We start from the raw sequence: 25,132 nt of genomic DNA on the forward strand, positions 1-25,132 counted from the left end.
CTTGTCGAGAAAGACAATATTAAAATTGGTTTACATTTTTAATGGAGGTTATTGGGCGCTATCTTTGCCCCGCTCATTTGATTTTCTTGTATCTTGATAAGTGCGTCAGCGAGCTGTTCAATACCGTCAATGGTATGGATTGAACCATTCATTGCTTGAGCGTTTATGGTTATGATGCGCTGGTCTTTAACCGCACTCATCAGCTTGGTAACTGGATCACCTTGTAAGAAGTTAATTTTTACATCGGCATGATCGGCGGGAAAGCGTTTGCGCTGCATATCGGCAATTACCAAAACTGTTGGATTATCCTTGGCAATTGTTTCCCAACCCATGGTTGGCCAATCGAAATCCGATTGAGCAATATTTTTTATATTAAGAGTTTTAAATATATAGGCAGGTGCGCCAAGACGTCCACCAATGAAGGGATCTGCTTGCAGTGTGGAACTTGAAAACCACATAATTCCAGAAATATCTTTGATATTAAGGGATTTTGCCTTTTCAATTGCGACTTTTTCTCGTGCCTTTAATGTTTCAATGACTTTATCACCACGCTCTTCCACGTCAAAAATTTGGGATAATTCATGGATTTCTTTATAGATAATGTCCATGTCAAAGGGGGTAGTGCGTAAACCATCATTGCCGGCAAGATTATCCTTCCCCTCGCAATCTGCGGGCGATGTGTAAACAGGAATGGTTAGATCATCAAATTGGCTATAGGTTGCAGTTGCACCAACTGGGCCAATTGTCCATTCATATTGATTGGCAATCATATCTGGCTTTTGGGCAACTACAGATTCAAAGCTTGGTTCATTATCAGCAAGACGTTTAATTTGTGCATCAATATCTTTAAATTCAGGCATGACAGGCTCAAACCATAAGGCCGTGCCTTTAACCTTGTCACTAAGGCCTAAAAGGTAGAGAATTTCTGTGCTGGTTTGACCAACCGAAACCACATTTTGCGGCTTCTTTTTAAATTCTATAACTCGGCCGCAATTATTAAGTTTTAGTGGATATTGAGTAGAGGCAGCCTCTGCCGTGTTATTTAATACGATAAGCGGTAAAATAACCAGCGAAGACAATGTTAAAACTTTTTGAAAAAAAGAAGATGTCGGGATTAGCATAGGTTTTCCGTAAGATTTTAAAATGAAGAAATAGCCGCATATAAAACCGCAGTGAAACGCCGCAATTTTAAAAGGGAGGTAAATCAAGGCGATTTACACTCCGGCTAATTGGAAAAGTTTTGGGCTTTTAATTGATTGCTTGGTAAAGCCGTTGCTGAATAAAGGGGGAATTTGATAATTTATGCAGGCTTTTAGCGATGAATAATACCCCAAGATCAATGAGTGGTTCCACCAAGACAACGCTCATATAAGCAATGGCAAAACTGCCAATATTAACTGCTGTCTCGCTACTAAAGCCTTCGCCGTAAAATGCCCAAAACGCCACCCAAGCAACAATACCACCTTGATAACTGGTCGATAAAGCTAAGGCTTGTTTATAACTTACATCTTTGTAGGCGGTATTTTGTGGAATGATTTTATTGGCAAGCCACGCCATAGCAAAAAGCGGCATGAGCAGCGTTGTGACATTCATACCATATTGGGGGAGATCAAAGGGTGCAAAAAATAACCCTTGTAAGAGGAGACCTAAAGTTAGTCCTATCGCTGTTGGAGCGACGCCAAAAATTAAAAACAATGTTGATCCAAGGATAAGATGAACTTCTGAAACGCCCACTGGATGATGGGGGAAGATTTCAAAAAAAGTAAAAACAAGGGCAGTGGTAATGAGGCTGCGCGCCAAAAGAGATATGATACCGCCATCTTTGCTTTTTTGATGAAAGCTATCAGAGGTTTTTTGAGGAAAAATTGTCTTTAATGCCAATTTGGCTGTAATACCAAGAGCTGCAAATGCTGTTGCATAGCTCAAAATAATTTTAGCGCCGGAAACGACGCCCGGTTCAATATGCATTTTTATGCCTTCCTGCACCCACCGTGCAAAAATAATTGAGCAAAAGGCGAAACGCCTGATGATTGACGGCAGGTCTCCTGGCTTGCGGAATGGCGATAACAAACAACCTTCCCATTCATTGGATTGGCTTAATTTAAAGCTAATCCTAAACAGTGGTTTGCAGTTTTTACTGCATCATATTTGTTATCTACCGCTTACAGTTGCGGGGGCAGCCATGGCTTGGGTCCTTTATAAAGTTAACCCGTCCCATGTTCCCTATTAGTCCCCTATGAAGTCCATCATTCGGGGAACCGTCTCAGCTAGGTTAACTATTTCGTATAATAACGTCAATCAAAAAGATGTAACGCTATTGTTATGGTATAACATAACTGTTGTAAAGAAAAATTTTTATGAATATTTCTTGCCGATAAATTGCGATCAAAAGTTTAGCTGTAAAAAGTCAGATTTTGTAATTGGTGTATTGGTTGTTAGAGGCTAACATATCAATTTAAAATGGCACCGATCATTGCTGTGAATGATCAATGGCAATGATCGGTGCATTATTGAACAAGTTGTTTATTTGCTTTTCTTTTTTAAACCACGGCAGATGATTTTAATAAATTTACCAATCTGCTTATCTAGTAAGGCAGGGGGAACGCCAACATCTCTGCTGTCAAGACTAATGGATACAAGGCCGTGAATGCCGGAAAATATGGTTTGTGAAAAGAGCTTCACTTCTTCACTATCTGCGCCCTTCATCAATTCACCAAGCGGCTTATCAACCACTTGAAAAGGCCTTAATCTTTCATGAGAAACCCAATCAGGAACAGGCTTATCTTGCGGTAATTGATGGTCAAATAATGTGCGCCATAAGTTATAATTATCACGGGCAAAATGATGGTAGGCGCGCGCCGTTACAATCAGCATATCTTCAGCCGTTTGCGGCTGTTCATCATTAAATTCAGCCTCTATTGCGGTTTCAAGCCGCACCAATGTTTTTGAGCTAACGCGTAATAATAGCTCATCAAGATCAGTAACTAGATTATAGATTTGTCCAAGACCAACGCCGATTTCATCGGCAAGCTCACGCGCTTTAAAACCGTTCAATCCCTTAGCGGCAATAGCTCGCTCCGCCGCGTCAATAAGGGCGATGCGTTGCTGTTCTCTTTTTAATGTCGTTTTAGCAATTTTTTCTTTAGCCATGAACGAGGTTCATATCATAATTAAGCATCAATTGCAAGTTGGGAAGAGTGTATTGCGATAAATTTGTTGTGTTTCAACGAAATGCTTCATGATGGAGCTCAGTTGGTTTGGTAACTAAATTTAATGCATATGGTCTAATGTATCACCTTTGTCATGACACTATCATGTTTTTAGAACTATTTTATCCACAGGCAAAAAATATATCGCTTTTTCCTTAAAATATTCACCAATCGGCTGTATTTTTTGTTTAGAATAGGTTTTGTAAAACCAGATTTATTATCGTGAATTGCAAAATTTTAGATTCGCACTTAAGCTATAGGGTTTTATTTGTTAATTTTTTTGCCAATTTACGTAAGTGTGAAATAATTTTGAAAATTTTGTTTTTAAAAAAATCATAACTTTCTTCTGGTATAGCATGCTGATGCCAAATGGCAGCAATTAGGGTTTACATGATGGGATAGCGCTTTGTCGCTTGTAGTAATGGGGTTGATATAATGGTGACAACAAGGGAAGCGATGCTGGTTTTACTAATCCTGCTCCCCTTCATAGGCAGTGCAATAATTGGCTTTTTTCGCTCCACCGCTAAGAATAATGAAGCGTGGTTTGCAGGCTCTGTTGCGCTTTTTGGTCTGTTGCTCACTATCATGCTTTATCCCTCGATTATGAATGGTGACGCGGTACGCTTACAAATAGATTGGTTGCCACAATGGGGAATCAATATTATTTTGCGGATGGATGGTCTTGCTTGGCTGTTCTTGCTGATGATCAATGGTATTGGTCTATTGGTTGTAATTTATGCGCGTTATTATATGGATCCTGCTGATCCAGTACCACGCTTCTTTTCTTTTTTCCTTGCCTTTATGGGGGCAATGACCGGTATTGTTTTATCTGGCAATATCATCATGCTGGTGATTTTTTGGGAATTAACCAGTATTTTCTCGTTTTTGCTGATTGGGTATTGGTATCATAATGCTAGCGCCCGTGATGGCGCGCGTATGGCCTTAACGGTTACTGGCCTTGGCGGTTTTGCCCTTTTGGTTGGTATGCTTTTATTGGGGCATATTGTTGGTAGTTATGATCTTGATGTGGTGCTAAAGTCTGGTGATATTATTCGCTCAAGTCCACTTTATTTGCCAGCCCTTATCCTTATTCTTTTGGGTGCGCTTACCAAAAGTGCGCAATTTCCATTTCATTTTTGGTTGCCAAATGCTATGGCCGCGCCAACCCCCGTATCAGCCTATTTGCATTCGGCAACCATGGTCAAGGCAGGGGTTTTCTTATTGGTGCGGCTGTGGCCAGTGCTTGCCGGCACTGACGCATGGTTTTGGATTGTTGGTCTATCTGGGCTCACCACTTTATTTCTTGGCGCTTATTTTGCTATGTTTCAGCAGGACCTTAAAGGGCTTCTTGCTTATTCAACCATTAGTCACTTAGGACTTATCACTACATTATTAAGCCTTGGCAGTCCGCTTGCTTGTGTTGCTGCGATTTTCCATATGGCTAATCATGCGACTTTTAAAGCATCTTTGTTTATGGCGGCAGGTATTATAGACCATGAAACTGGCACGCGTGATATGCGCAAGCTCACTGGGCTTGCACGCTATATGCCAATAACTGCGGCACTTGCGATTATTGCGAGTGCCGCAATGGCAGGCGTGCCGTTGTTAAATGGTTTTCTTTCCAAGGAAATGTTCTTTGCCGAAGCTATTGAAACCCATGTTGAATCGTGGCTTGATCTGGCAACGCCTTATATTGCGACCGTTGCTAGCCTATTTTCAGTTACCTATTCTGTCCGGTTTATTCATGGGGTATTTTTTGGGCCTAAACCACAAGATCTACCCAAAAAACCGCATGAGCCACCCCATTTTATGCGCTTGCCAATAGAGTTATTGGTAGGGCTTTGTCTGCTTGTTGGCATTTTACCTAATTGGAGTATTGGGCCAGCCCTTTCAGGTGCGGTAAAATCTGTGCTTGGTAGTGCGACACCTCATTATAGTCTTGCTCTTTGGCATGGTTTTAATACGCCGCTTATCATGAGCTTAATTGCCCTTGTAGGCGGTATATTGCTTTATATTGTTGGGCGTCGTTATTTCCTTTCTTGCGAAGATGGGCCACCTTTTTTCCGCCATATCAAAGGTCAGCGAATATTTGAGCGGGTTTTGGTTACCATTTCATGGAAATGGGCGCGTTGGGCCGAACAGTTTTTTGGTACACGCCGTTTGCAAACGCAGGTGCGATGGGTGATACTTGTGCCGATTGCGGCTGTTTTTGCCGCCATTGCCATTATTGGTATTATGCCAGGTGATTTGCCGCTAACCACGATTGATCCTGTTTTTGCGATCTTTTGGATTATTGGTGGTACATGCGCCCTTTGTGCTGCTTGGCAAGCAAAGTTTCACCGTTTAGCATCTTTGATGTTGGTTGGTGGTGCCGGGCTTATGACATGCGTTACTTTCTTGTGGCTTTCCGCGCCGGATTTAGCACTAACCCAATTATTGGTGGAAGTCGTAACAACCGTTCTTTTGCTTTTGGGCTTACGTTGGTTGCCAAAACGCTGGCAAGATCCAGATCCAATGCCTGCCGGACTATCGGCACGCTTTCGCCGTTTGCGAGATTTGTTAATTGCTATTATTGGTGGTTGCGGTTTGGCTTGGCTTTCCTATGCGATTATGACAAGGGGCGCTTTAGATGCCGGCGGTGATACTATTGCCGAGTTTTTCTTGAAAAACGCCTATGTTGGTGGCGGCGGAACCAATGTTGTTAATGTGCTTCTAGTTGATTTCCGTGGTTTTGATACAATGGGTGAAATATGCGTCCTTGGTATTGTGGCGCTGACGGTTTTTGCACTTCTACGCCGGTTTCGACCAGCTTCTGAAAGTATTGAATCGCCCTCGCAACAACGTATTCAAACCGCGTTCGATATCAACCAACCAGAGCGTGAAGAGGGCGATACCTTACAGGATTATTTGACCATTCCGCAAATAACCATGCATTGGCTATTTCCTGCGATTATCGGTCTCGCCATTTACATCTTTATGCGCGGCCATGATTTGCCGGGCGGTGGTTTTGCCGCCGGTGTTACCATGGCGATTGGCTTTATCTTGCAATATCTTGCGTCTGGTACACGCTGGGTTGAGGATCATTTAACTATTTTGCCAGTACGTTGGATGGGCTTTGGTATATGTGTTGCCCTTGCAACGGGCGGCGCTTCGTGGTTTTTCGGTTATCCATTCCTGACCACCTATTTTAATTACCTTGAAATTCCCTTTATTGGTAAAATGCCAACTGCTTCTGCTTTATTGTTTGATATGGGGGTTTTTGCCTTGGTTGTTGGAGCAACAGTTTTAATGCTGATTGCGCTTGCCCACCAATCCATACGCCGCTACCGCGTGCGTAAAGAAGAAACCATTGTGAAAGAGGACAATTAATATGGAGATAATTCTCGCTCTTGCTATTGGTATTCTTGGCGGTTCTGGCATTTGGCTTTTATTGCGTCCACGTACGTTTCAGGTGATTATTGGTCTTTCACTTCTGTCTTATGCGGTAAATATATTTATTTTTTCGATGGGGCGGTTAAAGATGAATGCCGCACCGATCACATCAAATACCGGTAGCATTGATCCTACACAATTTACGGATCCTGTGCCGCAAGCGCTTGTTTTAACCGCGATTGTTATTGGTTTTGCCACCACAGCTCTTTTTCTTGTGGTATTGCTTGTTGCTCGTGGGCTGACCGGCTCTGACCATGTTGACGGAAGGGAGCCAAATTAATGGGAAACGCCCTTTATCACCTCATTATTATACCAATTATTTTGCCTTTGGCTGTCGCGGCAGTGCTGTTGTTTTTTGATGAGCGTCGCCATACGTTAAAATTGCTTTCGGCAATTATTACTAGTGGCTTACTGGTACTGGTGGCTATTGCGCTTATTGCGCGGGCTAAGGATATAACTCCTAGTGCTGATGTTTATTTGCTTGGCAATTGGGCTGCACCTTTCGGTATTGTTTTGGTGCTTGATCGTCTTTCGGCAGTTTTGCTTTTGCTTTCTTCATGCCTTATGCTTGGTTCGCTTGTTTATTCCTACACTCATTGGAATAAAGCAGGGCCGCATTTCCCCTCGCTCATGTTGTTTTTATTAGCTGGGGTCAATGGTGCATTTTTAACTGGCGATCTTTTTAATCTTTTTGTATTTTTTGAAGTGATGCTAACCGCTTCTTATGCATTGGCTTTGCATGGTTCAGGCAGTCGGCGTGTACGTGCAGGGCTGCATTATATTGTCATTAATCTACTTGCATCGTCTTTGTTTTTGATAGGTGCGGCGCTCATTTATGGTGTGACAGGCACTTTGAATATGGCAGATATTGCTGCCAAAGTATCCGCAATTCCCGCGAATGATCTTATGCTTTTTGAAGCAGGCGCTGCTATTTTGGGTGTAGCCTTTTTGGTAAAGGCTGGCATGTGGCCATTAAGTTTCTGGCTGCCGGCAACCTATAGTGCCGCTCCTGCACCAGTTGCAGCAGTCTTTGCTATTTTAAGTAAAGTTGGCATTTATGTTATATTGCGTTTATCAATTTTGATTTTTGGCGCAAGTGCCTCTAGCGTTTATGGTTTTGGTCATAATGTGCTATTTTATGGTGGTCTTGTCACTATTGTTTTTGGTATTTTCGGCGTATTGGCTAGTCAGGCTTTATCTCGGCTTGCATCTTATTGCATTTTAGTTTCTTCAGGTACTTTAATTGCCACCATTGGTACTGGTAATGAAGCCTTGATTGGTCCTGCGGTTTTTTATCTTATCACCTCAACACTTGCACTTGGTGCGTTTTTCCTTTTGGTTGAGTTGATTGAACGTGGACAAGATAGTGCGGCTAACGTTCTTGCCGTTACCATGGAAGTTTATGGTGATGAGGAAGAGGAAGAAGAAGACGAGGTTGGGCTTTATTTGCCCGCAACAGTTGCTATTCTAGGATCTTGCTTTGCTGTTTGTGCCATTTTGATTATTGGTATGCCACCTTTTTCAGGATTTCTTGCCAAGATCATGCTGATTTCAGGTCAGCTCAATGCCGCAGAAGCGCCAACAGCCAAACATTTTGTTGGACTTAGTGATTGGCTTTATGTTGCGGCTATTATTTTGTCGGGTGTTGCAGCACTTATCGCCATGACACGCGCTGGTATTCGAACATTTTGGGCGTCATTAGAGGGCAGTGTACCAAGGGTGATGGTAATTGAAATTGCGCCGATTGCAGGACTTTTGTTAATTTGCCTGCTGCTTACTATTATTGCTGGCCCAACGATGCGTTATATGGATGTTATGGGGGAAAGCTTATTTAATAGCTATAATTACATTGGTAGTGTGCTTGGCGGTGTCAATGAATTGAGTGGAGCAGGTGGATTATGATAAAACGTATTTTCCCTTTTCCTGTCCTAGCAGTTTCTATGATATTAATGTGGATGGCGCTTGCTGGTTTTACCCCGGGGCAGTTTATTATATCGCTTTTTGTTGCCTTTATTGGCAATCACGCTATGGCACGTTTGGAACCAGATCCAATTAAAATAAAAGGCTGGCGTTTTGTACCGCTTTTAATTTGGAAAACTTTTTTAGATATTACCCAATCTAACATAGCTGTTGCATGGATTATTTTAACCGGTGGACGTAAAAAGGCCAATTCTGGTTTTATGATTATACCACTTGAATTAAAGGATCGTACCGCATTAGCAGTATTGGGGTGCGTATTAACGGCAACGCCGGGTACGGCATGGGTCGCTTATGACACTCGCTCTAATGAGCTTTTATTGCATGTCCTTGATCTTAGTAGCGAGGATCATTGGCGCGACCTTATTAAGAGTCGTTATGAAAGCCTACTTCTTAAAATATTTGATCAAGGAGAAACTATATGAGCTATAATATTTTATTTTGGGCTCTCCTTGTTTCCCAAGCCATGGTGGGGCTTGCAATTTTACTAGCAACATATCGCCTTATATTTGGGCCACGCGCGCAAGATCGTATTATGGGGTTAGACACGCTTTATGTCACAGTCATGATTATGTTGTTGCTTTTTGGTATCCGCACTGGAACGTCTATTTATTTTGAGTCGGCACTGGTTATTGGCATGCTTGGTTTTGTTTCTAGCATCGCTTTAGCGAAGTTTTTGATGCGCGGCGAGGTGATAGAATGAGCGAAGAACTTGTAAAAGATTTACCTATTGGGGCAGCTCTTCTCATTGCCTTTTTTATGGTTTTGGGCAGCAGCCTAACATTGCTCGGTTGTGTTGGTCTTATACGATTTAAAAATTTTTATGATCGCTTGCATATGCCAACACTGGGTACCACTTGGGGTGTCGGTGGCATTATTATTGCGTCAATATTGTTTTTTACCATGACCAGCGGTCGCTTGGTTATTCATGAATTGCTGATCACCGTTTTTATTGTGGTTACTACGCCGGTAACCTTGATGATGCTTTCACGCGGCGCTCTTCACCGCGATCGCAGTAATGATTGGCGTGATTTGCCGCCCGAATTATTTGATCTTTATCGTGCGCCAAAGGAAGAAGCGGCAGAGATTACACCCATTGCTGAAGAAAAAGCAGATGAGCGTCCGCAATTTCCTGAATATCATAGCTCTTGATATCGCTTTTAATCAATTATCGGTTTGAGGTTTTAATTGACCTATAAACAAAACATTTTGCTATAAAATAAGGGTGCAAAACGATTATTCATTTGCACCCTTATTGGTTTCATTTCACTGTTCTGTTAGTCGACGAATTGGACAACAACACCTGGTTTAATTAATTTTGCAAGTTCTTGTGCATCCCAATTGGTTAAACGAATACAGCCATGGCTAGAGGTTTTGCCAATGCGTGATGGATCAGGCGTACCATGAATACCATAGGTTGGCTTTGAAAGTGCAATCCAAACCGTGCCAACTGGACCATTAGGGCCGGGTGGAATAGTCAATACTTTGTTATTTTCACCCTGTTTGAAATTGATTTTCGGGTTATAGGTGTAATTGGGGTTAAGTGCAATGCGCTTTACCTCCACCGTGCCTGATGGTGATGGATTATCCGATGACCCGATGGTTGATGGATAGGCAACCACTAATTTACCAGCCTCATCATAGCCTCGAACTTGCTTGCGTGCTTTATCGGCAATGATAAAGGAAACTGCTTTGCGCTTTGGCAAAAGCAAATTAGGGACATTGATGACGACACCGGGTTGTCGGAAGTTTACCCCAGGATTAAGTTCTTGCAAATAACGCTCATCAATATGAAAGCGTTCAGACAACATTTCAAGCACAGATGTGTAAGCCATAGAAGGCAGTTGTGCTTTTAAAGCATAATCATTAGGGATTGATGCAACATAGAATTGCCCAACATCCTCATTGGTAATTGTATAAGTTGTAAAAGCTGCGCCGCCCGTAGCCTGCAAAGCTGCTTCAATTGCATGACCATTATTGGGGTCAATAAATTTCCCGGTCAATTGGCTGGCTGCTGCTGCGGCTTTATCAAAATTGCTACCAGGTGCGCCATCGATAACCCCTGATGACGCGCCAATGCGACTCATCAATACTTGCAATGATGCAATCTGTCTTTTACCTTGCGCGCCTTTGGGCATTTCAATTGCTGGGGTATCAGCATCTGGCAAGCCGCCATAAACACTTTGTGGCACATTATGCGGGGTATAGGTTTGTTCACTACTACCATTTGGATAATTTGATGGACGATAATTTGATGGGCCATCTATGGAAGCGGTGGTATTGGGATCGATAGCAGGGCGCGGCGTTGGCTGCGGCCGATATTGTGGGCGCGGCACATTTTGGTATTGCTGTGGATATTGCTGCTGTGCAGGCGGTTGATAATAAGGGTCTTCCTCAGGCGGATAATAACCATTATTATAGCCTTGCGCGGGCTGTTGATATTGGTTGCCATAGGGCTGGGGCGCAGGGGGATAATAGTTCTGCGCAGTTGCAAATTGGCTTTGTGCTATTGCGCTTAATCCAATAAGCGACACGAGGAGAGCACGACTTTTATTAGCGCTAAGGACTAAAAATCCCGTTTCATTTTGTCGCTTTAAAGGTTTTTTGGTCATATTTTTCAACCATACTTCATTTTGAATATCTGCAGTAGATATTCATTAATCTCTATTCCAGCAGTTAGGTGGCGGAGTTCCGCCTAAAACTACCTCGGCTTAAACTTTATTATAAGCAATTATGGTTAATAATTTGTCGCGTGGGGAAAAAATATTAAGACAGATTTTAATAAAAATTCAATTTACATACTTTAGCAATTGAAAATTTAGCTTTTAAGGTTTTTACAATGGTTTTCTGTCAATGGAGTAAGTGGTACGCCTAAGGGGAATCGAACCCCTGTTACCGCCGTGAGAGGGCGGCGTCCTGACCGCTAGACGATAGGCGCACGGTATTTTTGCTGTATAGGCTTGTTTTATTAAAAAGGCAATGCGTATTTCTTGTTTTAAAATGACTTTTTATCAGGTAATGAGAACAATGTCCTTAACACGATAAATAATTTTGTATATTAGCATATAATTTAATTATAATTTGATTGAAATCAAAGACACCCATAAATTAATTTTATATTTAATCATAATAAAATTAAATTATCTTATTTAAAGAAAATGTTTTATAGCTAAAATGGTTTAAAAAGCATATCAAGATTCATTGATAGTATATGTTAAATATACTTCCAATGCATGGTATATTTTATACTATGCATTTGGAGATATTAAGCTTATATTTTTTATTTCTTCATTTGCCAATAGACCATGATCCAGCGCTCAGATCTTTCTTCACTGGTGCACATGCGTCTTTTCGTTTGTGTTCGACGTCGTGCACCCAAAATTTGCATATCATATTAAGGAGTATGCGTCATGGGCACAGCAGACGCTGTTTCGCAACCTAAAAAAATTACAATCCCTTGGGGTCTTTTCGCGGGGCTGCTTGTTTTATTTGCAATTATGATGCTGCCAACGCCTGAAGGTCTTTCAACTTCTGGCCACCGCATGTTGGCAATTTTAACTTTTGCCGTAATTGTTTGGCTAACTGAAGCCGTTTCCTATGAAGTTAGTTCCCTCGCAATTGTTGCGTTAATAGCTTTGCTCGTTGGGTTAGCGCCCACAGTCACGCTAGATGCGGCAAAAGAATTTATAAGCGAAGATCCAGCCAAGTGGCTTGGAACATCTAAAGGCATGGGTATGGCCTTATCGGGCTTTGCCAATGGTGCTTGGGCACTGGTTGCAGGTGCAACTTTCCTTGCTGCAGCTATGACCTATACTGGGTTAGATCGGCGCATTGCACTTATTACTTTAAATGTCATTGGTACAAGTACAAAACGCATTCTTATTGGTGTTATTGTTGTTACCATTATTCTTAGCTTATTTGTGCCAAGTGCTACAGCGCGTGTTGCATGTATTGTACCAATTATGTCTGGTATTATTGCAGCTTATGGTGTTGAAAAGCGCTCACGCATTGCCGTTGGTATTATGATTTTGATTGCGCAGGCAACAAGTGTTTGGAACGTAGGTATTCAAACATCTGCAGCTCAAAATCTTTTGACTGTCGGCTTTATGCAAACAAGCATTGGACAACAAGTTTCTTGGGGACAATGGCTTATTGCTGGCGGACCATGGTCAGTTCTTATGTCTTTTGTGCTTTATTTCGTCGTTTTAAAGATGATGCCACCTGAAGCTGATAATATTCCTGGTGGTAAGGAAGCTGTTGCAAAAGAGTTGAAAGATCTTGGTCGTATTCCTGGTCCTCAAATTCGTCTTTTAACTATTACTTGCATACTTTTATTCTTCTGGGCAACTGGCGGCGGTACCTTGCATAGAATTGATACAACAACATCAACCACTGTTGGTCTTGTGATCATGATGTTACCTGGAATTGGCGTTATTAGTTGGAAAGAAGTACAAAAACGTACACCTTGGGGTACTATCCTTGTCTTTGGTGTTGGTATTTCCTTAGGTAGTGCTTTGCTCAATACTGGTGCCGGCAAGTGGCTTGGTGATTGGGTGGTTGAAAGTGCAGGTCTTGCGTCTTTAAGTCCTTTCATGATCTTTACCGTATTATCGGCATTCCTTATTGTTATTCACTTAGGTTTTGCAAGTGCGACAGCCTTAACATCATTGTTCATGCCAATTATGATTGTGATGTTCCATACAATCGGAACCACCAATTTAAGCTTAACTCCAGATATCCAATTAGGTCTTAGCATGTTGCTTGGCTTTGTGGTGAGTTATGGCTTTATCCTTCCTGTTAACGCACCACAAAACATGGTGTGTATGGCAACAGAAACATTTACGCCAACCGAATTTTCTAAAATGGGTATTGTCGTTACAATCATTGGCTATCTGCTTATGCTTTTAATGGCTCTGTTCTACTGGCCTCTATTAGGGTGGTTATAATTATGATTAACATCGGTGTAGCTGATGCCAAAAATTTAGTATCTGAAATCTTGCTTGCAAAAGGTGTAAATGATCAGGTTGCTTTAAATGTTGCCGATCACCTCATTGCATCCGATCAAGTAGGATATGCAAGCCATGGTCTAACGATTTTACCCAATTATATAAAAGCGTTGGATCAAGGAACACTTAAAGTCGATGGTGAGCTTAATTGTTATCGTAAATCTGGTGTATTGCTTGGTTATGATGCTCACCTCGGTTTTGGTCAACACGCAGCAAAAATAGCATTTTCGGATGCTATTGATGTTGCTCATGAACAAGGCATCTGTGCCTTAACATTACGCCACGGACACCATATCGGTCGTATCGGTTATTATGGCGAAATGGCTTGCGAAGCAGGCATGGCGATGTTGGCCTTTTGTAATATTGTTAAACGCACGCCTACAGTTGCACCTTTTGGTGGTATTAAAGCGAAGCTTACAACCAATCCTATGTGTTATGCTTGGCCTTTGCCAAATGGGAAACCACCATTTGTGCTTGATTTGGCAACGGGCGCGATTGCTTTGAATAAAGCACGTGTTCTTGCTGAAAAGGGCTGCGAAGCGCCTGCCGGTAGTATGATTGATGCAACCGGTAAGCCAACAAACGACCCACGGGTCTTGTTTCAAAATCCTCCCGGAAACCTTTTAACCTTTGGTGGTCATAAAGGTTATGGGCTTGGATTGGCTGTGGAGCTTTTCGCCGGTATTCTTTCAGGCGGTGGCACCATCGAAAAAGAACATTATGGAAATGGCATGGCGGTCAATAATGTCTTTGCTCTTATTATCAATATTGGCAAATTCGTTCCAAATGACTGGGCAGAGCATGAAACCGAGGCATTTTTTGCTTATTTGAAAGATTGCCCAACTCAAGATGCTCATAGTGTCGTTTTATATCCTGGTGAAGTTGAAGCAAAAACCCGCCTAAAATTCAGCAATACTATTCCTGTTGAAGAAAAATCTTGGCAAATATTAGCCGAATTAGCCGGTAACTTAGGAATATCATTACCCGCAATACAGCAGGAAAATGAACAAAACGCAATTGTTTGACTTTAAACAATTGCTACCCTGTCGGTAATCCTCCCATCGGCCGACAGGGTCTTCTTTCACTCAAAGAAGTATTTTTAATTTAGGCTTTATAATTAAATTTAAATTTCTATTTAAAATAGAGATATGAAATAAGCCAAAGATGCTAGTTTACAGCAAAAATACGGATAATTCGTTGGAATGATATTATGAATGAACGTGATTGGGAACTGCTAAAAGTTCTATATGAAATTAAGTCTATTACGCGTGCTGCAGATAGGCTCTTTATGACCCAGCCGGCTCTTTCTATCCGACTTCGAAATATGGAATCTTATTTTAACACCACGCTGGTTATTAGAAATAAGCGGGGCATTCAATTTACCGCAGAAGGTGAATATTTAGCCAAAAAAGCCTCATTCATGCTCAATGAGATGACCAATGTGAAAGAGCATATCCTAACCATGAAAGGCACAATATCAGGTACTGTGCGCATAGGTGCCTCGCATTTCATGAGTAAATTTATACTTCCACCGATTTTGCAAAGTTTTAAAAAAGAATATCCGGAAGTACGCTATCAGGTGTTTTCGGGCTGGAGCCGTGATATTTTGCAGCTTGTTGTTAGCAATAACGTCCATATGGGCTTTGTGCGCGGCGAATATCATTTTTCCGGCGAACGGCTTTTGCTGTATAAGGATGTTATGTGTTTTGCAAATAAGGACAAAGTTTCCGCTTCTGAATTAGACAAGCTTTATTTGATTGATTATCAAAATGACCCACTTAATCAATTATTAATTAATCGCTGGTGGGTGGAAAATTATTCAATTCCTCCGCGTATTTCAATGAATGTCGACCGTTTGGATACCTGCCTTGAAATGGTGAGGAATGGATTGGGTTATGGGTTTTTACCATCAACGGTGATGGGTATGGCACCAGAAATTTATCATGAACCGCTAACTTATAAAAACGGCAAATATTGTGAACGTGATACATGGCTATTTTATAATAAGGATGCGTGTGAATTGAGCTTAGTTAAGGCTTTTATTGATAAATTAAGTGGAATGGAAATTGGCGCTTGTAAATTAAAAGCTGCATAAATTTATAGCTTAAATTTTTGAACATCGGCAATATATTGATGAAAAAAGCCATTGATAGGATTTCAATCCTATTATAGATGCAGGTCATATTGCATAAGTAACACCTTGTATATTCAGCTGTCGGTGGTTTAAGTTCCAAGACTTTTTTGGTCTGAGTGGCGTTTATTGCCACCATCAATGTAGCATGCTTTTCTTACGCAGGTTCGGGGCTAAAAAAGCAGAGTAGTTTTACAGTGTTTTTGCCGTTTACTTATCGGCTTAATCACTTGTAATTGCCGCCGCTATAATCTTCTACAAAATGTTAATCACTTTATGTGTAGCCGCTACGACTTGCAGAGCCGCTTCAATATTAGATGATTTAACATTTTGTTTGTAAAAGAATTGAAAGCTAATGGGAATAGAGTTGTTTTTGAAGTGTGATATAGGCACTGCTGATTTTGTCGAGCCCACCCAACTTTGTTTTAGCTTCATTTATTGTGCCATAACGTGCAGACAAGAAATCCTTTAACTTGGTTTGGGCTAATTCACTTTCACCATGCGACACATAGGACCGTAAAATGGCCGTTACCAAATTACGCATTTCGCCTTCAAACTCTTTCATTCCTTCCGCCGCAGTGGCATTGGCTCGTTGGGCACGGGTAAGGCGTACACTATTAAAGCGAATATAAGCTAAAACATCATAAAGGTCTGAATCTCTAGCATCAACCAAACGCCGAATTTCTTCCAATTGTTCGTGATGATACCCTATATCGTCCAATTGCTGTAAAAATTTTTCTCGACTGGACGGATCTGACCAAAGTTTCCGTAAATCATCTTCTTCTGGCAGGAGCTCAGTCAAGTCACCAAAAATTTGCTGCATAAACTCCTGCGCCGAGATAATTTTTCCATCACGGCTGAAATAACTAGTTGTCGCAATATATTGAATGGAGCGTTCTTTACCATCAGATAGTTTGATTTCAATTTGTTTTTTATTTTCATCTTCAGTCGGTGGACTATCGGGTGTATCATTTACAGGATCAAACACTGTTCCATCAGGTTTTGGCGTTGTTGGCTCTGGTGCTAAGGGTTCACCATCCCATTCTGGGTCGTTGAAATTTTCATAAGCTTTAACAAAATCCCAAATGGTGAAATAGCCTTTTCCTTCAAAAACCCGCGTACCACGGCCGATAATTTGTTTAAACTCGATTATATTTTTTACAGGTCGCATCAAAACGATATTGCGCACATTTAAAGCATCTAAACCGGTTGAAAGCTTTTGAGATGTGGTAAGAATGGTTGGAATGGTTTTTTCATTGTCTTGAAAATGCACCATGTGCTGCTCACCAATTGCACCGTCATCGGCGGTAACACGGCAACAATAGTATGGATTGGGGTTTGTTTTGATTTGATTGATAAGATCGCGCACCAAAGCGGCGTGGTCTTGGCGGGCACAAAAAACAATAGTTTTTTGGCGTTGGTCTATCTCGCTCATAAATTCGCGCACACGCGAAAGCTCACGCTCGCGAATGACTATATCCCGATTAAAATCACTTTCCTCAAATTTGGTACCAATTTTTACCTCGCCTTCAAGGATTTCATCAGTGCCATCAAAAACATAATCATCAATTGTCGATGCCATCTGCCTCACCTTAAACGGTGTCAAATAGCCATCTTCGATACCTTGTTTTAAAGCATAGCTATAAACCGGTTCGCCAAAATAGGCATAGGTGTCGCCATTATTATTACGTTTTGGTGTTGCGGTTAAACCCAATTGAACGGCAGGTGAAAAATACTCCAAAATCGCACGCCACTCACTTTGATCATTGGCGCCGCCGCGGTGGCATTCATCAATAATGATAAAGTCAAAAAAATCAGGATCATATTGCTGATAAACTGGTTGGATTTCGCCCGTCATAAAGGTTTGGAAAATGGTAAAAAATAAGCTAGCATTTTTAGGCACTTTGCCGTTAAACTTATCCAAAGACTTGGGGTCGATACGCGTTATTGCATCTGCCGAAAAAGCAGAAAAAGAATTTATCGCTTGATTGGCTAAAAAATTGCGGTCAGCTAGAAAAAGAATGCGTGGCTCACGCGTTGGAGTTCCTGAAAGGTTCCATTTCGATTTAAATAGCTTCCAAGCAATTTGAAATGCAATCGAGGTTTTGCCGGTGCCGGTAGCAAGCGTCAGTAATATGCGTTTTTTGTTGTTGGCAATCGCTTCTAAAACCGCGGTAATGGCGCGGTGTTGATAGTAACGGGGAAACCAGCGCCCACCCGCAGTTTCAAATTCAACCGCTCCAAAAAGCTCGCGCCAAATATTGACATCGCTAAACGCGCGCGCCCATAACTCATCGGGTGATGGAAAAGGCAAAGCAATGTCTTGCTCCTTGCCTGTCTCCATATCAATTTCATACCAATTTACCCCATTGGAAGCATAGGCAAATCGCGTACCAAGGCGGGTGGCATAGTCTTTAGCCTGCGCCACCCCTTCACGATGGCTGATACTGACCTTTTTGGCTTCCAAAACGGCAAGTTTTTGGTCTTTGTAAGTTAAAACATAATCGCATCGGAGCGGCTTTCCACGCGATGAGCCTGACAAAATACGGCCCGGACAAATAAATTCTTGATGAAAATTCGAGTGCTCAACAACACCCCAACCGGCAGAGGTAAGAGCTGGATTTATACGCTTTGAACAAGTATCCGCTTCAGTTTCGTTATAAGCCATTTCCCACCCCGTTTGTTTATCTACCGTAAATTTTTAATCATACCACATTTCAGTTAAGAAGCATTTTAAGTTAAAGCACCTGCGAAGGCCTGTTGCAATAAGGATTGCCGGAGTTCTGCAATATTTTGTAGATCTAGATTGAATGATGTAGTTAATTTTACGCATTGAATATCCAAAGCTTGTAAAATTTGAACTATATGACTTTGATACTGAATACTAGGAAATGGAAAGGTTTCTTTTTCAAAAGTTCCTAAATTGATATTATCCTGAGCGCTACCTTTTCCCTTTTCTTTTAAATCAGTTGAAAAAAAACGTAACATGTATTCGACATAATCTGGCCGGGCAATATCTGTGTCAACAACCATACCGATAATGCTGTCTGGAAAACATGCATCAAATTGCAGAATACCTGTTTCGGCAATATTAGCAGCTATGGTTATGCACACTGTTCCTTTAGACCAAAGTTTACTTTGAGCCAAACCCAACTCGCTGTAGGTCTGTTTAAATTCAGTAACAGCACCTCTACAGTTCCTTATATCCCCAGTTTGAACAAATGGATAAGTTCCCCCGTATAAAAATGGAGCATTTCTAGGGCGATGACGTGAACGCCCGCGTCCGAAGTGAACTGATGCATCAGATAGTTTTAGCCTTGGTGAGTCCTGATTTACGTTTTTAAATATGCTGGATAATGTGTTTTCAAATAATTCGGCTGCATTTTTAAGATTAGCTTCAATATGCGCTTGGGCGCGATCCAAATTTGCAAATGCCTCATCTAAAAGCGATACAATTTGTTGCTGTTCATGTATATCTATGTAAGGAAATAAAAGATTTTTAATGAACGGTAAAGATATACCTTTAACTGTTGCTCCGCGACCAGCTTCGAGAAGCTTCTTTGATTGACTCTTTAGCCAGTAAAAAAGATATTTTCTATCCACTGCGTCACTTTTTTTCGGAATAATTCCACGCAAGTCTTGATTGATAGCGGTATCATATTGAAGAATACACACTTTCCCCAAACCTACTCGTGATGCTACTACTATTTCACCTGCTGGAATGATATTTGATGATGATGACTTCAGACCTTCCCTTGTAATTTTGTGCTGAGTTTGCGTGAGAACATCATTGTTCATATCTCTCACCGTTGCCCACAAAATATCTCCATTGTAAAATTTGGGCTTATTCTTGGATGGTGTACCTCCACCTATAATGTCACAAACTTCGCCAAGTTTTTTCCTTTGCCAACCCTGTTTCATAGTAAGCCCCGAATAGTGCGCAAGATTTCTGCTGTTTCAGCTTCACGACTAAGCATGTCGTCAATAATTTCTTGCGGATTGCGCAAAGGGGCAGCTTGGGGAGCGTTAGGATTTGCTACTGAAAGGTCAAAATTTGTTTCATCAAGGTCGGCATATCTAATAATCCAACTTTTTTCACCCGTGGCAAAAGTGTTTTGTAGTTCAATAAAATCTGCAAGATCAGCATCATTTAAAGGGTTGGTTTTACCAAGGCTACGGCCAGGATTAAGTTCATAAAACCAGGTTTGGCGAGTACTTTCGCCTTTTTCGAAGAAAAGCACCACAGTTTTGACCCCTGCGCCCTGAAACGTGCCTTGCGGACAATCTAAAATCGTGTGCAAATTGCATGTTTCAAGAAGCTCTTTGCGTAAAGCAATGCTGGCATTGTCGCTATTGCTCAAAAAAGTATTTTTAATCACCACCGCTGCACGGCCGCCAGCTTTGAGCTTGCGCATAAAGTGCTGCAAAAACAAATAAGCGGTTTCACTTGATTTTATGGGGAAGTTTTGTTGGACCTCTACGCGTTCTCCACCACCAAAGGGCGGATTTGCCAATACAATGTCATGCTTATCTTTTTCTTGATAATCCATAACATTTTCATTTAATGTGTTGGTGTGGACAATATTGGGTGACTCAACACCATGTAGCATCATATTCATCAAACCAATGATATAAGCTAGGCCTTTTTTTTCTTGCCCATAAAATGTTTTTTTTTGCAAAGTGTCGTAGTCGCTTGCGCCGTTTAATTGCCCATATAGATAGTCATAAGCCTCGCACAAAAAGCCTGCTGAGCCGACAGCGCCATCATAAATGGTTTCGCCAATTTTTGGTTTTACAACATTAATCATGGCGCGGATCAATGGGCGCGGTGTATAATACTCGCCGCCATTACGACCAGCATTGCCCATGCGGCGGATGCGCGTTTCATAAAGGGCAGAAAGCTCATGGCGGTCGCTTTGCGATTTAAATGATAATTTGTCTATCGCTTCAACAATGTCACGCAGGACATAGCCAGACCGGAATTTGTTGCGCAATTCACCGAAGATTTCACCAATCTTATATTCAGTTGTATCGGGCCCGGCTGCCTTTTCGCGTAATTTTCCAAGAGCGGGAAATAATTTATTATTGACAAACTCGATGAGTACATCACCGGTTAAAGCTTTATCATAATCAATTTCATCTTTTTCATTTTTAGGCGCTGCCCAGCTTGTCCACTCAAACTCATCCGGGAGTAATGGTTTATAATCCTTGCCGTCTAAAGCAGCTCGGTCAGCCCGTTCTATTTCAAAATCATTTAAATATTTAAGAAACATAATCCATGACGTTTGCTCAATATAATCAAGTTCGCCAGATACCCCTTCTTCGGTGCGAAGCTTTTTTTCAATTTGATTAAACGCGTTGTCGTAAATGGCCACTTGGATATTCCGATGCTGATCTTTAATAGAGCTGATTCTTATCAATTGTATCTATCATAAGCTTCAATTGCAGGCTAGACCATGCAGCTTTTGGCAATGCTGCCAAATATTCTTGGCTTTAAATAGGGGGGTACTAAACCATTGTTTACACAACGTTTTTTTGTCCAAAAAAACGCTTCACACTTTTCGGAAAACGCTCTAACCTATTGCTTGCATTCTTAGTCAAAATATAGGGCCGCCGGCAATAGGCTTTCGGGTTCAATATCCCTGGTGATCATTAAAGATTTAAAAATCGTGTGCCAATATATTTTAAATATTCAATACCGAGCACTCGCAAATGATTAATAATGCTTAGCCAGTCATCACTTTGGTTTTCAACGCGGATAGGGTAGGGGATGAGTTCAACATCGGGCATGGCCTGTTGCATAATATAGAGGCTGCGCGGCATGTGATAATCATTGGTGACTACATAGATTTTTTTATAATTATGTTTTTTTACCCATTCGGCGCTTTCGCTACCATTGCCCTTTGTGTTTAATGCTTCATGTCCAAGCTCAATACAACATTCAAATAGTTTGGGGTCGGTGTGATTGGCTCGCGCGAGCGTGCCACTATCCGCTGCGGGATTAACACCGCTTATTAACAAATGATGTGCTTTTTTTTGGTTAAGCAAAAAAATGCCGCTTTCAATACGCGCACGTCCACCCGTTAGCACAATAATGCCATCAGCTTGCGGCAGGGGATTGGGCGCCATTAAGCGATCAACTTTTTCGCCAAAATAAACAAAACCGGTGGTAAAAATAGCAAATACAATAAAAACAAAAATTGAAATTGGTGGAATATGCTTAAAAAACCGCTTGCGCCAATTGCGCTTGTATCTTAAGCGCGGGCTTTGGTCGCCTTGTTCGGGCGGTATTTGCTGGTTTCCCGAAATGTCACGCGGCTTCATCAATATCTCTTCACGCAATAGGAATAATTACTATTTTATAGCATAAATTAAATCAGACCTTATAAAAATGACGAGATCAGTTAAATATGCCTCGTTGTAGCGGGTTGCTTAACCTAAATATCGCTATCAGTAAGGCAAAATAAGGATCACTGTCTTTTATTGGCGCAAAAATTTTAATTTATGTTTCTCTATTTGCAATATTTGCCTTAAAAATAAAAATTTTTAGTAAAATTATTGATGCGAGAGCTGAATTTCTTTAAGAAATTATTGATGACCGAATGTGTCTATGGTCTTTGGGCAATGAACATATAAATTAGCCTATAAATTGATTGCGGATCTGACCCTAAGCATGAAAATATTGGCAGAAGCATCTTCCAACCCAAATAAATTGGAAGATGCTAAGATAATTTTAGAGCGCATTTCGATCTGATTGGATCAGATCGGTGCTCTAATCTATTGTTTACATCGCGTTTTTTGTCCAAAAACCGCTTCACACTTTTCAAAAAACGCTCTAATTGCTTGTTTTGGTGGCAAGTAAATCGCGGATTTCTGTAAGAAGGACTTCTTCCTTAGTTGGCTCTGGCTTGGCTTCAACCTTGACTTCATCCTTAGTGCGCAGCTTATTCATACCTTTAACCACAAGGAACAACACCCAAGCAACAATTATAAAATTGATAGCAAGAGTAATGAAATTACCATAAGCGATAGTTGCCCCTGCGGCACGGGCGGCAGCTAGTGTGGTTTGTGGCTCACCTGCAAGCTGAATAAACATGTTGGAAAAATCAATGCCGCCAGTAAGAAGACCGATGATGGGCATTAAAATATCATTGACAACCGAATTGACCAATCCGCTAAATGCCGCACCAATAATAACACCAATGGCTAAATCAACCATATTGCCCTTAATGGCAAATTGTCGAAATTCTTTTAACATTTTAATACCCTATTTTGAAAATATCTATTTTCATGAAAACACTAATAATAAATATGATCTTTCATGAATGTCTATTGGAGTTATGTATGCTAAAGAAGCTAAAGGGCAATAGTTATATGCAATATTTTTTATAAATTGGCGGAAGGGAGTGGGTGTCGAACCCACCAAAGACTGTCTCGCAGCCCCTTACGGCTTTGAAGGCCGCATCCACCACCGGATGAACTTCCCTTCCATTATGCTTGTAGCAGCCAAGCTTAGTATTTTACTTGTTAGCCAATATTAAAGCATATACTGCATTTATCATTAATATTCAAAAAATGCAGTATATTTATTTTCATTTTTTTTGTTTAAAGCAAACTTTGCTTAATCAAGAATAAAATGAGGTACAAAGCGCGATGTATTACGCGTAATCGGCGTTGCATCTTCTCTAATACCAATACCTGCAGGTTGCCCGGCTACAATCCACGAGCCAATGACCGTCCAGTCATCGCCAAATTGGGGCAAATATTGAATGGCTTGGCGAATATAACCCTCGGCACCATAAGGGCCATCCACTTTAATTGTGCTGGTTTTTATGCCATTATCAATAATGGTAACATTAGCGCCTTCACGCGATAAAAGCGGTTTACGCACGTAATGGTTGGCAAGTAGGCTTTTTCTTGAATCATCTTCAAAATAAGACGCAAGAAGATTGGGATGATCTGGAAACATTTGCCAAAGAACTGGCATAAGTCCTTTGTTAGAAAGAACAAGTTTCCATAAAGGCTCAATAATGTGGGTAGGTGTATCAATAAGATATTTGCCAAAATCTTCACGCACCATATCTTCAAGCGGATAAAGCTTGAAAAGCGTGTTGATGCGTTCTTCATAAGTATCGGTAAACCAATGATCAGCATCAACGCCAATATGGGCAATGTCAATCATAACTGGCACAAGGCCTGCTTGACTAGCGCAGTCAGCAAGATAAGCAACAGTGCCATAATCTTCAGGGCTATCACTAACGCTAGCAAAATGCATAACGCCATTGGGCGAGCCAATTGCTTTAAGTGCTTCAATAAGTTTTTCATGTAAAAGGTTGAATTGGTCGGCTTCAGCCGGCAATTCACCACGCTTTTTCATATCTTCAAGCCAGCGCCATTGAAATACCGCTGTTTCAAATAGGCTGGTTGGCGTATCAGCATTAAATTCCAACAGTTTTGCTGGCTCTTCACCATTAAAGGAAAAATCGAAACGACCATAAAGATCACGGTCTTTGCGTTCCCATGACTGGCGTACAGCTTTGAAAAATTCTTCAGGAATTGCCATACGGCGCATAAGCTGGTCATCGGCAAGGATGTGATCCACAGCTTCGTAACACATGCCCATTAATTCGGCGGTTGGGTCTTCAATGCCTTCTTCAATCTCTGCAAGAGTAAAGCGGTAAGCGTGGCGTTCATCCCAATAGCGTTCGCCATCAATGGTATGAAATTCAAAACCGCTGGCGGCGGCGTCTTCACGCCAATCCGCCCGTTCATTAAGTACGATACGTTCCATAATGCTTTTGCTAATCCGCTGTTATTTTATGATGAAATAGCGCTTGCACGGCTGCCAAAGCCACCGCGTGCCATTGTTCTTGTCCGTGTTTCAGGTGCACGGGCAGCAGCAGAAGAAGATGAGAAACGAGTTGCACCACGTTGATTTGCAACAGTTGCACCATTACTATTTACGTATGAACTGCTACCTGGGCGTTGATAAAGTGATTGTGGTGCCATTCTTTGTCCATTATTGAACATTGACCCCATCATATAACCCATCATCATTGGCAAGAAAAAGCTGCCTGTGCTTGAATGGACTGTTGTCGTTGAGCCGGTTGCGGCTGCAGGAGTTTGTTCACATTTGCCAACACCAAACTCAGCTTCGCAATCTTCCTTATTGGTATAGGCAGGTGCAGTTGCTACGTGGGTTGCAGTTGCTTCTTTAAAGTCTTGCCGACATTTGTCGGCAGGGAATGTGCCACTTGCAATACAATCATCAACATCTTGAAAAACAGCAGTATCAATTTGACTATCTCCGCATGCGGTAACAGCAACCCCACCCATTAATACGAGCGTTACAGCCAGACAACGTTTCATGTATCTTC

20 protein-coding genes, 2 tRNA genes and 1 riboswitch are annotated in these 25,132 nt (G+C 41.4%); of the genes, 9 read left to right on the forward strand and 13 right to left on the reverse strand.

The genetic code is table 11. The annotated features are described in order from the left end of the window. Positions 1–38 precede the first annotated feature (38 nt). From N6A79_RS01720 to N6A79_RS01730, 3 genes are all read right to left on the reverse strand, one after another. Entirely contained in the window at positions 39–1,121 is a 1,083-nt protein-coding gene (locus tag N6A79_RS01720) for an ABC transporter substrate-binding protein (RefSeq protein WP_268546731.1), read from the reverse strand. Positions 1,122–1,248: 127 nt separating this feature from the next. After that, a complete protein-coding gene (locus N6A79_RS01725) occupies positions 1,249–1,968 on the reverse strand; it encodes an energy-coupling factor ABC transporter permease (protein ID WP_268546732.1) in 720 nt (239 codons plus the stop codon). Positions 1,969–2,018: 50 nt separating this feature from the next. Continuing rightward, positions 2,019–2,276: riboswitch (cobalamin riboswitch) on the reverse strand. 247 nt (positions 2,277–2,523) lie between these two features. Further along, complete coding sequence (locus N6A79_RS01730; protein ID WP_182418625.1) at positions 2,524–3,150, reverse strand: TetR/AcrR family transcriptional regulator; 627 nt, start codon at positions 3,148–3,150, stop codon at positions 2,524–2,526. Between the two features lie 497 nt (positions 3,151–3,647). Here N6A79_RS01730 and N6A79_RS01735 point away from each other — a divergent pair, with 497 nt between their 5' ends. The 6 genes from N6A79_RS01735 to mnhG are packed head-to-tail and all read left to right on the forward strand — an operon-like array spanning position 3,648 to position 9,770. Beyond that, positions 3,648–6,578 (forward strand): monovalent cation/H+ antiporter subunit A, encoded by a 2,931-nt coding sequence (locus N6A79_RS01735; protein ID WP_268547525.1) that lies wholly within the window; start codon positions 3,648–3,650, stop codon positions 6,576–6,578. A gap of 1 nt (position 6,579) precedes the next feature. Beyond that, a complete protein-coding gene (locus N6A79_RS01740) occupies positions 6,580–6,921 on the forward strand; it encodes a Na+/H+ antiporter subunit C (RefSeq protein ID WP_182418626.1) in 342 nt (113 codons plus the stop codon). Further along, positions 6,921–8,543 (forward strand): monovalent cation/H+ antiporter subunit D, encoded by a 1,623-nt coding sequence (locus N6A79_RS01745; protein ID WP_262079651.1) that lies wholly within the window; start codon positions 6,921–6,923, stop codon positions 8,541–8,543. The genes N6A79_RS01740 and N6A79_RS01745 overlap by 1 nt, the downstream gene beginning before the upstream one ends. Further along, the gene (locus N6A79_RS01750; RefSeq protein ID WP_246708108.1) at positions 8,540–9,043 is read left to right on the forward strand and encodes a Na+/H+ antiporter subunit E; all 504 of its coding nucleotides are present in this window, start codon (positions 8,540–8,542) and stop codon (positions 9,041–9,043) included. Before N6A79_RS01745 ends, N6A79_RS01750 begins: the two co-directional genes overlap by 4 nt. Continuing rightward, positions 9,040–9,321, forward strand: coding sequence for a K+/H+ antiporter subunit F (locus N6A79_RS01755; RefSeq protein ID WP_182418628.1), 282 nt, complete (start codon positions 9,040–9,042; stop codon positions 9,319–9,321). The genes N6A79_RS01750 and N6A79_RS01755 overlap by 4 nt, the downstream gene beginning before the upstream one ends. Next, the gene (gene mnhG / locus N6A79_RS01760) at positions 9,318–9,770 is read left to right on the forward strand and encodes a monovalent cation/H(+) antiporter subunit G (RefSeq protein WP_268546733.1); all 453 of its coding nucleotides are present in this window, start codon (positions 9,318–9,320) and stop codon (positions 9,768–9,770) included. The genes N6A79_RS01755 and mnhG overlap by 4 nt, the downstream gene beginning before the upstream one ends. A gap of 125 nt (positions 9,771–9,895) precedes the next feature. Here the strand turns inward: mnhG and N6A79_RS01765 are convergent, their stop codons facing one another. Together N6A79_RS01765 and N6A79_RS01770 are read right to left on the reverse strand one after the other, a co-directional pair. After that, positions 9,896–11,230, reverse strand: coding sequence for a L,D-transpeptidase (locus tag N6A79_RS01765; protein WP_268546734.1), 1,335 nt, complete (start codon positions 11,228–11,230; stop codon positions 9,896–9,898). A 251-nt stretch (positions 11,231–11,481) separates the two neighbouring features. Continuing rightward, positions 11,482–11,556, reverse strand: a tRNA-Glu gene (locus N6A79_RS01770). 472 nt (positions 11,557–12,028) lie between these two features. On the opposite strand from N6A79_RS01770, the gene N6A79_RS01775 reads away from it, so the two are divergent. The 3 genes from N6A79_RS01775 (at position 12,029) to N6A79_RS01785 (ending at position 15,719) form a co-directional block, all read left to right on the forward strand. After that, positions 12,029–13,564 (forward strand): DASS family sodium-coupled anion symporter, encoded by a 1,536-nt coding sequence (locus tag N6A79_RS01775; RefSeq protein ID WP_268546735.1) that lies wholly within the window; start codon positions 12,029–12,031, stop codon positions 13,562–13,564. A gap of 2 nt (positions 13,565–13,566) precedes the next feature. Continuing rightward, positions 13,567–14,649 (forward strand): Ldh family oxidoreductase, encoded by a 1,083-nt coding sequence (locus N6A79_RS01780; RefSeq protein ID WP_262079656.1) that lies wholly within the window; start codon positions 13,567–13,569, stop codon positions 14,647–14,649. Positions 14,650–14,834: 185 nt separating this feature from the next. Continuing rightward, positions 14,835–15,719, forward strand: a complete 885-nt coding sequence (locus N6A79_RS01785) for a LysR family transcriptional regulator (protein WP_182418633.1) — start codon at positions 14,835–14,837, stop codon at positions 15,717–15,719. 388 nt (positions 15,720–16,107) lie between these two features. Here N6A79_RS01785 and hsdR read toward each other — a convergent pair whose 3' ends face one another. From hsdR to N6A79_RS01825, 8 genes are all read right to left on the reverse strand, one after another. After that, positions 16,108–18,423: an EcoAI/FtnUII family type I restriction enzme subunit R gene (gene hsdR / locus N6A79_RS01790; RefSeq protein ID WP_268546736.1), complete on the reverse strand. Its 2,316-nt coding sequence runs from the start codon at positions 18,421–18,423 to the stop codon at positions 16,108–16,110. Between the two features lie 65 nt (positions 18,424–18,488). Next, positions 18,489–19,676, reverse strand: a complete 1,188-nt coding sequence (locus N6A79_RS01795; protein WP_268546737.1) for a restriction endonuclease subunit S — start codon at positions 19,674–19,676, stop codon at positions 18,489–18,491. Continuing rightward, on the reverse strand, positions 19,673–21,130 hold the full coding sequence (locus N6A79_RS01800; RefSeq protein ID WP_268546738.1) for a class I SAM-dependent DNA methyltransferase: 1,458 nt from the start codon (positions 21,128–21,130) through the stop codon (positions 19,673–19,675). The genes N6A79_RS01795 and N6A79_RS01800 overlap by 4 nt, the downstream gene beginning before the upstream one ends. Positions 21,131–21,407: 277 nt before the next feature. Further along, complete coding sequence (locus N6A79_RS01805) at positions 21,408–22,079, reverse strand: YdcF family protein (protein WP_182418634.1); 672 nt, start codon at positions 22,077–22,079, stop codon at positions 21,408–21,410. 511 nt (positions 22,080–22,590) lie between these two features. Further along, entirely contained in the window at positions 22,591–23,013 is a 423-nt protein-coding gene (mscL, locus tag N6A79_RS01810) for a large conductance mechanosensitive channel protein MscL (RefSeq protein WP_182418635.1), read from the reverse strand. Between the two features lie 136 nt (positions 23,014–23,149). After that, positions 23,150–23,245, reverse strand: a tRNA-Sec gene (locus N6A79_RS01815). A gap of 131 nt (positions 23,246–23,376) precedes the next feature. Beyond that, on the reverse strand, positions 23,377–24,546 hold the full coding sequence (locus N6A79_RS01820; RefSeq protein ID WP_182418636.1) for a glutathionylspermidine synthase family protein: 1,170 nt from the start codon (positions 24,544–24,546) through the stop codon (positions 23,377–23,379). A 26-nt stretch (positions 24,547–24,572) separates the two neighbouring features. After that, the gene (locus tag N6A79_RS01825) at positions 24,573–25,124 is read right to left on the reverse strand and encodes a DUF1190 domain-containing protein (protein WP_268546739.1); all 552 of its coding nucleotides are present in this window, start codon (positions 25,122–25,124) and stop codon (positions 24,573–24,575) included. Positions 25,125–25,132 lie beyond the last annotated feature (8 nt).

Source organism: Bartonella sp. HY761 (assembly GCF_026743145.1).
Classification (GTDB): domain Bacteria; phylum Pseudomonadota; class Alphaproteobacteria; order Rhizobiales; family Rhizobiaceae; genus HY038.

Excerpts from the sequence above, each read along its gene's own strand:
- N6A79_RS01785 (WP_182418633.1), top strand. The coding sequence starts at position 14,835 with ATGAATGAACGTGATTGGGAACTGCTAAAAGTTCTATATGAAATTAAG.
- N6A79_RS01820 (WP_182418636.1), bottom strand. The coding sequence starts at position 24,546 with ATGGAACGTATCGTACTTAATGAACGGGCGGATTGGCGTGAAGACGCC.
- N6A79_RS01825 (WP_268546739.1), bottom strand. The coding sequence starts at position 25,124 with ATGAAACGTTGTCTGGCTGTAACGCTCGTATTAATGGGTGGGGTTGCT.
- N6A79_RS01795 (WP_268546737.1), bottom strand. The coding sequence starts at position 19,676 with ATGAAACAGGGTTGGCAAAGGAAAAAACTTGGCGAAGTTTGTGACATT.
- hsdR (WP_268546736.1), bottom strand. The coding sequence starts at position 18,423 with ATGGCTTATAACGAAACTGAAGCGGATACTTGTTCAAAGCGTATAAAT.
- mscL (WP_182418635.1), bottom strand. The coding sequence starts at position 23,013 with ATGTTAAAAGAATTTCGACAATTTGCCATTAAGGGCAATATGGTTGAT.
- N6A79_RS01775 (WP_268546735.1), top strand. The coding sequence starts at position 12,029 with ATGGGCACAGCAGACGCTGTTTCGCAACCTAAAAAAATTACAATCCCT.
- N6A79_RS01755 (WP_182418628.1), top strand. The coding sequence starts at position 9,040 with ATGAGCTATAATATTTTATTTTGGGCTCTCCTTGTTTCCCAAGCCATG.
- mnhG (WP_268546733.1), top strand. The coding sequence starts at position 9,318 with ATGAGCGAAGAACTTGTAAAAGATTTACCTATTGGGGCAGCTCTTCTC.
- N6A79_RS01730 (WP_182418625.1), bottom strand. The coding sequence starts at position 3,150 with ATGGCTAAAGAAAAAATTGCTAAAACGACATTAAAAAGAGAACAGCAA.
- N6A79_RS01720 (WP_268546731.1), bottom strand. The coding sequence starts at position 1,121 with ATGCTAATCCCGACATCTTCTTTTTTTCAAAAAGTTTTAACATTGTCT.
- N6A79_RS01740 (WP_182418626.1), top strand. The coding sequence starts at position 6,580 with ATGGAGATAATTCTCGCTCTTGCTATTGGTATTCTTGGCGGTTCTGGC.
- N6A79_RS01725 (WP_268546732.1), bottom strand. The coding sequence starts at position 1,968 with ATGCATATTGAACCGGGCGTCGTTTCCGGCGCTAAAATTATTTTGAGC.
- N6A79_RS01765 (WP_268546734.1), bottom strand. The coding sequence starts at position 11,230 with ATGACCAAAAAACCTTTAAAGCGACAAAATGAAACGGGATTTTTAGTC.
- N6A79_RS01780 (WP_262079656.1), top strand. The coding sequence starts at position 13,567 with ATGATTAACATCGGTGTAGCTGATGCCAAAAATTTAGTATCTGAAATC.
- N6A79_RS01805 (WP_182418634.1), bottom strand. The coding sequence starts at position 22,079 with ATGAAGCCGCGTGACATTTCGGGAAACCAGCAAATACCGCCCGAACAA.
- N6A79_RS01750 (WP_246708108.1), top strand. The coding sequence starts at position 8,540 with ATGATAAAACGTATTTTCCCTTTTCCTGTCCTAGCAGTTTCTATGATA.
- N6A79_RS01745 (WP_262079651.1), top strand. The coding sequence starts at position 6,921 with ATGGGAAACGCCCTTTATCACCTCATTATTATACCAATTATTTTGCCT.